This is a genomic window from Streptomyces sp. CB00316 (assembly GCF_001905595.1).
Lineage (GTDB): Bacteria > Actinomycetota > Actinomycetes > Streptomycetales > Streptomycetaceae > Streptomyces.
The window spans coordinates 16634-29627 of the sequence record NZ_LIXI01000021.1; the positions used below are offsets into that span (position 1 = coordinate 16634).

Annotated in this window: 7 protein-coding genes and 2 pseudogenes; 5 read left to right on the plus strand and 4 right to left on the minus strand. The window is 66.1% G+C overall.

Going from position 1 to position 12994, the window contains the following annotated elements; all coding sequences use genetic code 11:
• Positions 1 to 98: 98 nt before the first annotated feature.
• Positions 99 to 1336 (minus strand): annotated as a pseudogene (locus AMK21_RS33215) (IS701 family transposase).
• A 202-nt stretch (positions 1337 to 1538) separates the two neighbouring features.
• On the opposite strand from AMK21_RS33215, the gene AMK21_RS33220 reads away from it, so the two are divergent.
• Positions 1539 to 1874, plus strand: coding sequence for a YdhR family protein (locus AMK21_RS33220; protein WP_073882868.1), 336 nt, complete (start codon positions 1539 to 1541; stop codon positions 1872 to 1874).
• 196 nt (positions 1875 to 2070) lie between these two features.
• Here AMK21_RS33220 and AMK21_RS36530 read toward each other — a convergent pair whose 3' ends face one another.
• Positions 2071 to 3849: a hypothetical protein gene (locus tag AMK21_RS36530; RefSeq protein WP_234422125.1), complete on the minus strand. Its 1779-nt coding sequence runs from the start codon at positions 3847 to 3849 to the stop codon at positions 2071 to 2073.
• Positions 3807 to 5000, minus strand: a complete 1194-nt coding sequence (locus tag AMK21_RS36535; protein ID WP_234422126.1) for a hypothetical protein — start codon at positions 4998 to 5000, stop codon at positions 3807 to 3809. The genes AMK21_RS36530 and AMK21_RS36535 overlap by 43 nt, the downstream gene beginning before the upstream one ends.
• A 443-nt stretch (positions 5001 to 5443) precedes the next feature.
• Here AMK21_RS36535 and AMK21_RS36540 point away from each other — a divergent pair, with 443 nt between their 5' ends.
• The 4 genes from AMK21_RS36540 (at position 5444) to AMK21_RS33245 (ending at position 12849) form a co-directional block, all read left to right on the plus strand.
• Entirely contained in the window at positions 5444 to 5953 is a 510-nt protein-coding gene (locus tag AMK21_RS36540; RefSeq protein ID WP_234422127.1) for a hypothetical protein, read from the plus strand.
• Positions 5919 to 11759, plus strand: a complete 5841-nt coding sequence (locus AMK21_RS33235; RefSeq protein WP_073882870.1) for an RHS repeat domain-containing protein — start codon at positions 5919 to 5921, stop codon at positions 11757 to 11759. Before AMK21_RS36540 ends, AMK21_RS33235 begins: the two co-directional genes overlap by 35 nt.
• 54 nt (positions 11760 to 11813) lie before the next feature.
• Positions 11814 to 12080: a hypothetical protein gene (locus tag AMK21_RS33240; RefSeq protein ID WP_073882871.1), complete on the plus strand. Its 267-nt coding sequence runs from the start codon at positions 11814 to 11816 to the stop codon at positions 12078 to 12080.
• A gap of 292 nt (positions 12081 to 12372) precedes the next feature.
• Positions 12373 to 12849, plus strand: coding sequence for a hypothetical protein (locus tag AMK21_RS33245; protein WP_107430037.1), 477 nt, complete (start codon positions 12373 to 12375; stop codon positions 12847 to 12849).
• Between the two features lie 10 nt (positions 12850 to 12859).
• Here AMK21_RS33245 and AMK21_RS36545 read toward each other — a convergent pair.
• Positions 12860 to 12994 (minus strand): annotated as a pseudogene (locus tag AMK21_RS36545) (IS5/IS1182 family transposase); the annotation flags it as partial.

The window sequence follows — 12994 nt, forward strand, 5'->3', positions numbered from 1 at the left end:
CACACCTTCCTCGCACCTGACCGATCAAGGCAGCACCTGGAGAATCCGGGCACCACCACGAAGACCAACAAGGATCCTCCAGCTGTAGATCGTGATCTTCATGTCTGCGTTGCGGCTTGTCGCCGGTAGTGGCTGGTCTGGGATCGGGCCTGATGGCGACGTCGCCAGTTGGACCAGGCGAGACGGTGGGCGGTGTTGTGGACGGACTGGACGACGATGGCGATGAACAGTCGCTGTACTTCGTTGCAGGACAGCGGGATCAGGTCGGCGGGGTCGGCGGCCCGGTCGTGTTCGTCGGCCCGGACGACGGCGAGGAAGGCATGGGCGAGCATCGCCAGAGTGACCCAGCGGGTCCAGGACACGAATCGTCGGACCTGATGCTCATCAAGTCCGGCCAGACCCTTTCCGGCCTGGAAGGTCTCCTCCACCCGCCACCTTGATCCGGCGACCCTGACCAGGGTGGTCAGCGGCACGGCCCCGGGCGAATAGCAGCGGTAGTAGGCGAGTTCGCCGGTGGCACGGTTGCGGCGGATCAGCAACTGACGGTGCCCGGGGCCGGGGTCGACGGTGTCGATGACGGCCCAGTCGTAAAACCGGTGCCCCTTCGCGCCGGCCCCGGCGGACAGCTTCTGCCAGGCCCGCCTGGGCAGCTTGCCGGCCAGGGCGTCGGCCCTGAACTTGCCTGCCTGGGTGGTGATTCCGGCTGAGCAGGCGACGGCGAGGACGTAGCCCATGCCGCGTGTTTCCAGTGCGGCCCGCAGTTTCGGGTTGCCGCCGTAGACCTCGTCCCCGGCCGCCCAGGCGGCGTGGTGCCCGGCGTCCAGGAACCGTTCGATCATCACGGCGGCCAGTTCCGGCTTGGTCGCGAAGGCCCGTTCCTCTGGGATGCCCGCGGCCTGGCAGCGGTCGGGATCGGTGGTCCACGCGCGCGGAACGTACAGCTCTCGGTCCACCGCGGCGTGCCCGCGGCTGCCGGCGTAGACGAGGTAGACGGCGACCTGGGAGTTCTCGATCCGGCCCGCGGTGCCGGTGTACTGCCGCTGGACCCCGACGGTGTGCGTGCCCTTCTTCACGTCGCCGGTCTCGTCGACGACCAGCACCGCCGCGTCATCACGCAGATGCTCGACCACGTAGTCACGGACGTCATCACGGACCGTGTCCGCATCCCAGGACGCCCGGGACAGCAAGTGCTGCAAACCGTGCGGAGTGGGATCCCCGGCCACTCCGCGATCGTCCAGCAGTTCTTGCGCGGCAGGTCCGCCAGCAGACCGAGCACCAGCCACCCGGCCCGGCGCCGGGGTTCAACCCGTGCGAAGCGGCCCGCGATCCTGCCCATCAGGGCCTCGAACGCACCCCGCCAACGGGTGGGATCTATGCTGTGACCTGCGGCCACCGTCTCTTCGTCAGTCCACACAACTCACGATGATCAACGGTGGCCGCACCTGTGTCCGCACAGGCCCTGACCAGCGAGATCACTGTCCATGTGCCTGCTGGCTATACTCGACTCAGGGGGGCATCTCAAGGACGGAGATGACTCCATGCCCGCCATCCTCTTCGTCCGGATCACCTCCGGACTCGATACGCAGGAGTTCGAGCGGCGCCTGCTGGAGCGGCGGCCCCGCTTCCATGACGTACCCGGTCTCCTGCAGAAGGTCTACGGCCGCGACAGCGCAACCGGCGACGTGTGCGGCATCTACTTCTTCGAGAGCCGCGAGGCGCTCGACGCGTTCCGGGAGACCGAGCTCGCCCGCACAATCCCTGCCGCGTACGAAGCGGTAGAGGTCCGCCGCGAGGTGTACGAGGTGCTCTATTCGCTGCGCCCCGACCGGGGGCCCTTCGCCGAGTCCGGCCATCCGGCGGACACGACGGCGTGACCCGCCGACGACTGGCGCGACCGCACCAGACCGAGCCAGCCCGTGCCGGCCACTCAGCGCCAAGCAGCCCAACAACGCAAAGATCACGATCTACAGCTGGAGTAAAGGACAGCAGGAGATGGATACGGGCCGGTGGCAGCGGCGATCCACGAAAAGGAACATGTGCCAGCCCCAGATCTGTCACGCTATTGCTTGGTTAGCTGAGGGCTTGAAAGGCGAGCCATCCGCTGCTTCCGACGGCGACGCCGCTGGCGGTGAGGTTGGCGTGGAAGTAGAGCTTGCCGTCACTTCCGGTGGCGAAGATGTCGGCCTTGCCGTCGGAGCCGGCATCGGGAAAGGCGGTGAGCAGCGGCCGGTGGGCGCTAGTCCACCCACTTCCGATCACGGTGTGGGAATTGCCGAGTCCTTCACCTTGCGGTCCGCGGCCTTCATAGAGGCGGAGTTCGCCGTTGGTCTTGTGGCGTGCGATGAGGTCGACGTGTCCGTTGCCAGTGCGGTCGCCCGGTGATGCCAGGTCGTAGTTCGACCAGGATCCGTTGCCTATGAGGACGGGGGCGCGGGCTGCGTCCAGGTAGAGGGACTTGGAACCGAAGTAGAGCCAGAGGAGGTCGCCCTCCTTGACGAGGAGGTCGGGGTAGCCGGCGACATCGATGGTGCCGTCGTTGTTGGTGTCCAAGGGACCGTCGACGTCGCCGATGGCGATGATCTGGTCGGCGTTGTCCCAGTGGTTGTTGGCCGGGTCGTAGACGTCGAGATTCTGACGTTCGTACAGACAGGCGCGTGAGTGCCCGTCGGCCTGTTCGTCCTGTGCGGTGCATGCCCAGCCGACGCCATTGTTCGGGTAGAGCTGAAGGGTCTTGCCGCCTTCTCCCGGGATGGCCGCGATGAGGTCTTCGAAGCCGTCGCCGGTCCAGTCGCCACGGTGGGTGATGCCGGCTCCGGTGAAGTCGCTGTTGCTCGCGGTGGTGCCGGTTCCGACATATCCGTTGCCCTGACCGGGGTACAGCCACAGTTCGCCGTTGCTGCGCACACCGTAGAGATCGGCGTTGTTGTCCCCGTTGAGGTCGCCGGCCTTGTCGGGGATGGAGAGCCCGTCGGCATAGAAGAGGTAGGCGGCCCGGTCGGAGCGGTTCTGTGCGGCGTCGAGGCTGCGGACGTGGAGCCGCTGTGATCCGGCCGAGGGTGGGGTCAGGACGAGCTTGGCGTCGATCCTGCCGTCCCCGTCGAGGTCGGTGCTGGGGTTGACGGTGCGGACGGTGTGGTCCCAGTCGCTCCAGTACTCGTACGACTTCACGTCAGTGACGCCGCCGTTGCCGAGGATGAACGTTCCTGCGGTTCGGGCTTGCCCGGTGACCGCGGGCCAGCCGTCGGATCCGTCGGGGAACTGCTGGGAGCTGATGGTGGGCGGTGTGCTGGGCCGGGTGGGATCGAAGTTGAAACGGCAGGTGGCCGCATCCGGGGCCCAGGCGGAGCCGGCGCTCGTGTCGAGAGCCTGCACCCTCCAGCCGAAGTTGCCCTTGGCCGCCGCCAGGTACGTCTGCAAGGTGGCTTTGGGGATCTTGACCTTGGCTATGGTCCCGGAGGTGGCGGACACGATCTGGTTGAAGATCTCGGCTCCGCCGGAGAGGTTGTTGGTGCCCCAGAGACGGAACTGGGCGCGGACTGTCCCGCCGTCGGGGTCGGAGACCTTCGCGGTGAGCGTGACGTCGGTGTTGCCGATGGTGGTGTACGGGGCAACCGTGTCGCACCCGCCGGAGCTGGGAATGGTATCCAGGGTATTCGGCACGTTGGGCACGGTGTTGTACGTCGTCGACAGAACGGCCGAGTTCGCGTCGAACTTCTTCCACGCGTAGACGTCGCTCTCACTGCTCGCCCGCAGGCCCAAGGTGAGCGTGTGCCACTTGTTGGCGATGACGTCCTTGGCCCCTACGGTCACGTCGAAGGCGAGGTTTCCCGCAGGCAGTTCGATCCCCATCCGAGGGATTCGTTGACCGAGTCCAGCTTCTTGCGCCAGTCGGGCTGGTTGTTCCACGTGGTGGACGCGGAGATAGCGCCGGTCTCCCAGATCTCGACCGTCCGGTTGGTGCATGACCATGACCAGGTGTTCTTGATGCGGAACGTGGACGAGGAAACGACCTTGTTCGTGGACCACAGGTTGCCGGCATTCATGCGGAAGAACGACCTGGCCAGCCCGTTGGTCTCGTTCTCGTACCCCACACGCGCGGTCGTGGTGCCCTTGTCCCAGTTGGCGCCGTTGAAGAACGAACTGCTCGGGTGCTTCTTGTAGGCGATGGTCCAGGAGTGACGGGAGCCGGAGACCGCCGGGTCCAGTAGGACCGGATACTGCGTGTCATTGCCCGTCAGGAGTTCCAGATCCGGCGTCAGGCTCAGCTTCCCGTCCTCGACGGCAAGCCCCATGGCCGCCTGCCGGGAACCGTATCCGGGCTCGAACTCGTCGGCGGGCGGAGGAGGCCCGGTGGGGGTGCTGAGGGCTGACCGGGCAGCGGGTGCAGCGGTGGTGCTGCTGTCCCACATCAGCGGGGTCGGCGCGGTGAACACTTCCTCGCCGGCGGGGTTCACCGCTGAGAAGTTGCCGTGCGCGTCGGTACGCGCTGTCAGGCCCTGGGTATCAAGGTCGAAGTGGACCTGCTGCAAGGCAGGGTCGGCGGCCGCCTCGGGCGTCTTGACGACCAGGAGGCTGGTGAACCCGGCCGGCCCTGCTTTGAGCTTCAGGTCGACGTCGGTCAGGACGTCCCCGAACGTCAGAGTGTCGCCGTCTACCTCAGGCTCGGGCAGGGGCTGTGGCCAGGTCCAGGACATGCTGCGCCCGTCCCGTACGACGGTCGCCAGCGGTCCCTCGCCACCGCCGGAGAGCCGCACATCGACCTCTGCGGCCTTCGGGGACAGCGAACCGTCGGCGTTCGCCGTGAGGGTGGTGTCGATCGGTACGAGTCGACTGTCCTTCTGTACGAACTGGGGCAGTGCGTAGGTGTCCTGGGTGAAGGTGCCGTCAGGGTTGGCGAACACCTGCGACACCTCGGTGCGCTGGGCGAGCACCTCCACGGGCTGGCCCGTTTCCGATGCCTCAGCGAGCGCCCGCGCCTCGGCATCGTCTGCGGGTTTCACGGATGCCGGGGCGGCTGCGGGCTCGGCAGCAGCGGCTTGGGACAGCTGTTGCGGTGCGCCAAGAGTGAGGGACAGCGCGAGAGCGGCTGTTCCCGTTATGCCCGCTTTGGTTCTCCGTCTGGTTCTGCTTCGCAAAAGTTTCATTAAAGAGTCCCCTCCCAGGTCTGTTCGACTCGCACCCTAGAACGTGAGGGAAGCGTGATGAGAATGATTCCTCTGTGGCGTCACGCTGATTGGCTTGTTTGGCGCCGCCCATTCGGAACATTTAGTCAATGAACTAAGCATCTTCTTGCTCGGGTAATGGCTGGAAGCTGCTGCTGCCCCTTGTTTCCGCTGTGCTGCTGCTGTGAAAGTCCTGCTAACTTCCGTGCCCAGCTATGACTTTGGACAACGGGTGGGGAGTTCTGCGCATGTTTTCGGGTGGGGGCGTCGTTACCAGACGCGTGAGGAGACGGGCACGGCTGATAGCCGCCGGTCTGGCCGCGTTCCTGTTGCTGGGACTGCTCGGTGGGCCGATAGCGGCGGCCGCCGATCTGGATCTGCTGAAGCTGGAGAAGCCGGACCCGGTGCCGACCCGGGAGGTGGCGAAGCAGCTGTCGTCCAAGCCCGACCAGACGGCCCAGCATCCCTGGAAGTCACCCAAGGTCACCTGGCCGGAGCCTGCCACCGCAACCCCCGCACTCCGGGAGAGCGGAGCTCCGGTGAAGGCCGGGTCGCTGCCTGTCAGCGTGGGCCGCACCACAGCGGGGACGGCGGCCTCGGGCAAGGTGTCAGCCCTGTCCTCGGCTTCCGACCGAGCCCAGGCGTCAGGCCCGCAGAAGGTCCAGGTCCAGGTCCTGGACCGGGCCACCACCGAGTCGCTGGGTCTCGAGGGTGTCGTGCTCGCGCTGCGTCCCACCGCCGGGTCCCGAGGGGAGCGTGGACGTCGAGGTCGACTACTCAGGCTTCCGTGACGCCTACGGCGGCGACTGGGCGTCCCGCCTCACCTTGAAGATGCTTCCTGCCTGTGCCTTGACCACACCAGGGAAGAAGGGCTGTGCCACGGGCGAGTCCCTCACCACGAGCAACGATGCCCGCGAGGGCACGCTGAAGGCCGCGGTTCCCTTGCCCAAGGCTGCCCCGGCCGCCAGCTCGCAGGCTGCGAGTACCGCTCCGGTGGCGCGGTCGGCAGGCGTGCAGTCGGTCTCGGGCGGCACCGTGCTGCTGGCCGCGACCGCCGCGGTGGCCGGCCCGACGGGCAACTTCGCAGCTACCTCCCTCTCTCCGTCCTCCTCTTGGTCCGCGGGTGGTTCGAACGGCGGGTTCTCCTGGACCTATCCGATCGACACCCCGGCCGTCGCAGGCTCCGCCGTCCCGGAGCTGAAGCTCGGCTACTCCTCCCAGGCGGTCGACGGCCGTACTGCCTCGACGAACAACCAGGCGAACAGCGTCGGTGACGGCTGGCCGATGGAGCCGGGCTACATCGAGCGCCAGTACATCTCCTGCACCGACGACACGAAGAACAGCACGACCACGGCCAAGGTCGGCGACCTGTGCTGGAAGAAGGACAATGCCGTCATCAACCTCGGCGGCCGCTCCAACACCCTCATCAAGGACGACACCAGCGGCGAGTGGCGGCTGGAAGGTGACGACGGCACCAAGGTCGTCAAGCTCACCAACGCCGCCCTGGCCAACGGCGACAACAACAACGAGTACTGGCGGGTGACGACTCCGGACGGCACGCGCTACTACTTCGGCTACAACCGGCCGCAGGGATGGGCCGCAGGCAAGGACGAGACCAACTCCGCCTGGACGGTGCCGGTCTTCGGCAATCAGACAGGGGAGGAGTGCTACGCGGCGGCGTTCAAGGACGCCTGGTGCCAGCAGGCATGGCGGTGGAACCTGGACGCGGTCATCGACCCGCACGGCGACGCCATGACGTACTACTGGGAGAAGGAGACCAACCACTACGGCCGCAACGTCAACCCCAGCACCGGAGCCTCCACCGCGACCCCCTACACCCGCGGCGGGTACCTCAAGCGCATCGAGTACGGCCTGCGCTCCAGCAACTTCTACGCCCAGCCCGCCGCCAAGGTGGAGTTCACCAACAGCGAGCGCTGCCTGAGCGACTGCGGAACCTTCGACAAGGACAAGGCGAAGAACTGGCCCGACGTCCCCTTCGACCGCTACTGCGCCCCGGGCACGGAGTGCAAGGACCGCTACTCGCCCTCCTTCTGGAGCCGCAAGCGCCTGACGAAGATCGACACCTCGGTTCTCGTCGGCACCGCCTTCAAGCCGGTCGACTCCTGGGCCTTCACCCACACGTTCCCCTCGACGGGCGACGGCAGTGACCCGGCCCTCTGGCTGGCGTCGATCACGCGCACCGGGCACGGCGGCACCGGCTCCGTCACCCTTCCCGCGGTGACCTTCAAGGGGCAGACGCTCCCCAACCGTGTGGAGGGCGCCACCACCGGCGGCAAGCCGGACCCGGTGCCGCCGTTCTGGCGCTACCGCGTCTACGGCATCAACACCGAGACCGGCGGGACGATCGGCCTCACCTACTCGCCGACCGACTGCACAGCAGGCAGCGTCCCCACACCCACATCCAACAACCGGCGCTGCTACCCGGTGAAGTGGTCCCCGCCCGAGGCCCCCGGGGCGAACTACGAGCCGTATCTCGACTGGTTCCACTCCTATGTCGTCACCCAGGTCCTGGAGACCGACATCACCGGCGGCGCCCCCGCCAAGCAGACCGACTACGCGTACCTCGACGGCATGGCCTGGGCCAAGTCGAAGGACGACGAGTTCACCGTGGCCAAGCACCTGACGTACGGCGACCGCAAGGGGTACGGCCGCGTCCAGGTCCGCACCGGTACGGCGCCCGACAAGCGGTCGCTGAAGGAGTTCCGCTACTTCCGCGGCATCGAGGGTGCGTCGGTCAAGGACACCGAAGGTGTCGCTGTCACCGACCGGGAGACCTTCGCCGGCATGACCCGTGAGGAGGCCACCTACAACGGCGACGGCGGCAAGCTGGAGACCACCACCAGCTACGAGCCGTGGCGCTCGGCCGCGACCGCCACCGAAACCCGGGCCGAAGGGCTACCCGCCCTCCACGCGTACGCCACGGGCGGGAAGAGCGAGCAGACCCGCACTGCCGTCGGAGCGGGCTGGCGCACCACCCGCCTGGAGCGGACCTTCGACCCGGTCGGGCAGGTGCTGACGGAGTCCTCGCTCGGCGACACAGCGAAGGCCGGCGATGAGGAGTGCACCACCAACACCTACGTCCGCAACACCACGCTCAACATCCTCACCACGATCTCCGAGTCCCGGACCGTGGCAAAGCCCTGCGGCACCACGCCGAGCCTGCCGGCGGACCTGGTCTCGGTTGAGCGTTATTACTACGACGGTGCGACGGCCCTGACGACGGCGCCCGTGCGGGGCGATGTGACGCGTCTGGACGAGCAGGACGCCGAGGGCACCGGATACCTCACCACCGCGACGCACACCTACGACCAGCACGGCCGGGAGAAGACTGCCACCGACGCGCTGGAAGTCACCACCACGCGTACCGCCTATACTCCCGCGACCCTCCAGGCACCGACCACGGTCGAGGTGACCAACGCCAAGGACCACGTGGCCACCACCACGCATGACCCGGTCCGGGGTGTGGTCACCGCCGCGGTCGACGCGAACGGCAAGCGCACCGACGCCGTCCACGACGGCCTAGGCCGGGTACTGAAGGTATGGGAGCCGGGATGGGCCAAGGCCGCCCACGCCAACAAGCCCTCCGCCGAGTACAGCTACCGGATCTCCCGGACAGAGACGAACGCCGTCACCACCAAGACCCTCAAGCAGAACGGCGAGTACCGCACGACCTATGCGCTCTACGACGGACTGCTGCGCGAGCGCCAGACACAGGCCCCGGCCATCGGCACGCAAGACCGGGTCATGACGGAAACCCACTACGACACCCACGGCCGACCGTGGCAGTCGTACGCGCCGTACTATGCGACCGGCGCGCCGTCGGCGACGCTGAAGTCGGCCGCGGTGAACACGGTCCCGACCGCTACACAGAGTCTCTTCGACGGAATGGGACGCGTCACGGACGCGCTGTCCGTGAAGTTCGGCGACGAGCAGTGGCGGACCAAGACGGTCTACGAGGGTGACCGCACCACGGTCATCCCGCCCAAGGGCGGCACGGCCACCACGACGGTGACAGACGCACGCGGACGTAAGACCGAGCTCCTGCAGTACACGAACGCCGCGCGCACCACGTTTGAGAAGACGCGGTACGTGTACGGCAAGTACGACGAGCCGTCCTCCGTCACCGACTCCGACGAGAACACCTGGACCTACACCTTCGACAGCCGGGGCCAGAAGACCAGGACCGTCGACCCGGACAAGGGCACCACACTCACCCAGTACGACGACCTCGGCCGCCCCACCACCACGACCGACGACCGGAACGTCACCCTCACCACGAAGTACGACGCGCTCGGCCGCAAGGACGAGGTCAGGCAGGGCACCACACTCCTGTCCAAGTGGACCTACGACACCCTGGCCAAGGGACAGCTGACCAAGAGCACGCGCTACGTCGGCAGCGTCGAATACACCACCGCCACCGGCGGGTTCAACGACCGCTACCAGCCCACCTCGACCACCACCACGGTCCCGTCCGCAGCGGGCGGCCTGGCAGGCACCTACACCTGGACCTACGGCTACGACGAGGAGACCGGGGCGCTGCTCTGGACCCTCAACCCTGCCGTGGGCGACATCCCGGTCGAGCGGGTGACCACGAACTACAACAGCAACGACCTGCCCTTCCGCACCAGCGGGCAGTATGACGCCCTGGTCGCCAACACGCTGTACGACGTCTTCTCCCGCCCCACCCGCCTGGAGTTCAGCGCCGACCTCGGGAAGAAGGCCTATAAGACCCTGCTGTACGACGAGCACACCGGCCAGGTCACCCGGCAGACCACCGACCGGGACGTGGCCCCCAAGCGGGTCGACGACACCACGTACGCCTACGACCCGGCGGGCAACGTCACCGGGGTCACCAACGTCAGCGGCCAGGACGCACAGAAGTCCACCGACATCCAGTGCTTCACCAACGACCCGCTGGGCCGGCTCTCCGAGGCCTGGACGGCGAAGACGGACTGCGCGGCGGCCCCGTCGGCGTCGACGGTCGGCGGCCCGGACGCGTACTGGCACAGCTACAGCTACGACAAGATCGGCAACCGCTCGAAGCAGGTCGAGCACGCCACCACGGCCGGCGGTACGGACGCCACAACCACCTACACGCACCCGTCCCCGGGGACCAAGCGCCCCCACGCGGTGCAGCAGGCATCGGTCACCGGCGGCCCGGCCAGCGGGCGTACCAGCACCTTCCAGTACGACGACGCCGGCAACACCACCAAGCGGACCATCGGCACCACCGTCCAGGACCTGACCTGGACTCCCGAAGGCCAGCTCGCCACCCTCACCGAGGCCGGCAAGCAAACCGCATACACCTACGACGCCGACGGCAACCGGATCATCGCCAAGAACGGGGACGGCTCCAGCACCCTCACCCTCCCCAACGGTGACGAACTGAAGCTCGCGGCGAACGGCACCAAGACGGCGACGCGTTACTACACCCACAACGGTGAGACCGTCGCCGTCCGCAACGGCAACTCCATCGCCTACCTGATCAACGACCACCAAGGCACGGCGATGACGGCCATCGCGGTCGGCAGCCTGGCCCTGACGCGAAGGAAGCAACTGCCCTTCGGCCAGCTCCGCTCGGCCCAGTCATCGGTCTTCGGCCCCCGCGGCTTCGTCGGCGGAACCAACGACCCCACCGGCCTTACCCACCTGGGCGCCCGCGAATACGATCCTGTCCTGGGCCGCTTCGTCTCCGTCGACCCGATCATCGACTTCGACGACCCGGCACAGATGAACGCCTACAGCTACGCCCACAACAGCCCCCTCACCAAATCCGACCCCACAGGCCTGCGCCCCGACCACACCGTCGGCAACGTCAAGGGCGACGAACGCTGGGCATCCGACCGGGGGATGTATGCCGGCTACACCCTCAAAAACGGCAAGTGGGTCTGGAAGGAAACCCCGAAGAGGGGAGCCGAGCCCAGGAAGCGCTACAAGGCGTACAAGGCCAGCCCCAGCACCTACATGGTCAACGACAAGCACGCCAAGAAGCGTTCCGCGGACATCCGATCTGGAGCCAAGAAGGCCGCAGACGCCCGTGCCAGTGCTGCTGCTGCTGAACGGCGTGAGCGTGAAATGGGTGTCAAGAAGGCACTCTCAGAGATCACGTGGGGAAACCTCAAGAAGTTGTGGAATGGCTACACCTCAGGAGATAGCGTGGGACGCTGCCTGAGTGGTTCGGTGGGTGCGGTAGTCGGAGTTACTGGACAGGTCTGCCTCGTTACGACAAACCGTCCTGACGGGAAGACCGACTATGGTTTCTCTGCCAACTACGGTGTGGAAACCGCCTCGGTCGGAGCGGGCCTGCAATACGAGATGTATGGCAGTAACGCCACCGATTTTGAGCAGCTGCGTGGAGACAGTTCTGGCGCCAATGCTTCTCTTGGCCTAGGCGTGAATGTATCCGGTAGCCACGAGTACGCCATAAATCGCTCAGGGGACAGAATCGAAGTCGTACGTAACAGTCGCGGAGAGCCAGTAACAACTACTTCACTGGCGTTGGGGGCAGGGATTGGGTTCGAAGCGGGTCTGCAAAGCGCATACAATACCCGAATAGGTCGCTTCTTGAGTCGGTAGGCGCAGTGATAGAGGCGCACGGGCTATGGAGCCCGTGCGCCTCGGGAGGTAAATATGCATGAAATGCTCATTGCGGCTCGAACGTCGCATTCCGTGAATTACGGGGAGCTTTTTATTGGTGGTTTGGTCGCGATCGTCGGCTCTCTGCTGGCACTGAACGTTCGCGGCTGGGCCGAGTCGGTCGCGGATTTTTTGGGGAGTAGAGTTTTCTCGGCCTTTCACCACAACGATCTCATCTTGCGGATTCCTGCGGGATTCTTTGCGACACTAGGGGCGCTTATATCTCTTATCAACCTAAAGATTCTAATCTTTGGTTTCTAGTTTATTAGCTCTCGTGTTGACCTTTTGTAGAGGTCTTCTGGAGGGCGGGCGGGGTCTAGTAGGCAATTTACGGAAAAGGGTTAAGAATGCTGCATTCAGCGTAGGTTTCTGCGGTCCTGGAAACGCATGCCCTGGGTCGTATAGCATTGACTGCTGATCTTGGGTCCTGGGGGGGGCGGTACGGGCGGCGCCCGTACCGCCCCCCCAGGACTAGGGCGTGTGTCGGAAGTGCTTTAGGTTGGCTGCCGTGAGTGCGCGGGGGCAGAGTTACAGATATGTCGGACCGGTTGAGCTGAAGGCTGCGGTCCGGCCTGGCAGCGCCGGGTGCCCGATCAGCTCGGCGGCTGACTTCGACGGCTGGATCGCTGGGCGATCGGCAGCAGAGCTGACCGAACCGTTCACCTTCGTGGTCGGCACGGATGGTGTGCTTCGGCTGGCGCCACGGCGGAGTGAGCACGTGGCCTGCGCTGGCGGGGACAGGGTTCTGAGTGCCGGCGAGATCAGCTTCGTGCGCGAGGCAGACCGGTGGACCGTGGGCGAGGTCAGCAACCAGTCCACCGGATACTGCCCGGACGTCGCCTCCTGGTCGGCAGTCGCTCATGCTCTGGACGACGTAGAACTTGGGCGGCCCTCCGGCTTCACCCACGAGGTGGTGTTCCGGCGGTGCCCCGACTGCAAGGAGCACAACATCGTGCGCGAGGGCGACTTCGTCTGCGTCTTCTGCGGCAGTGATCTGCCGGAGACGTGGAACGTGGATCCCGCCGTATGACGGCCGGGGGTCACAGCCACTCATTGATGGCTGCGACGAGGACAGTCGCTTCGTAGCGGACCGCGAGCTTGTCGTACCGTGTGGCGACAGCGCGGTGCCTCTTGAGCCGGTTGATCCCGCACTTGAAGCTTCCCCTTGATCGTGG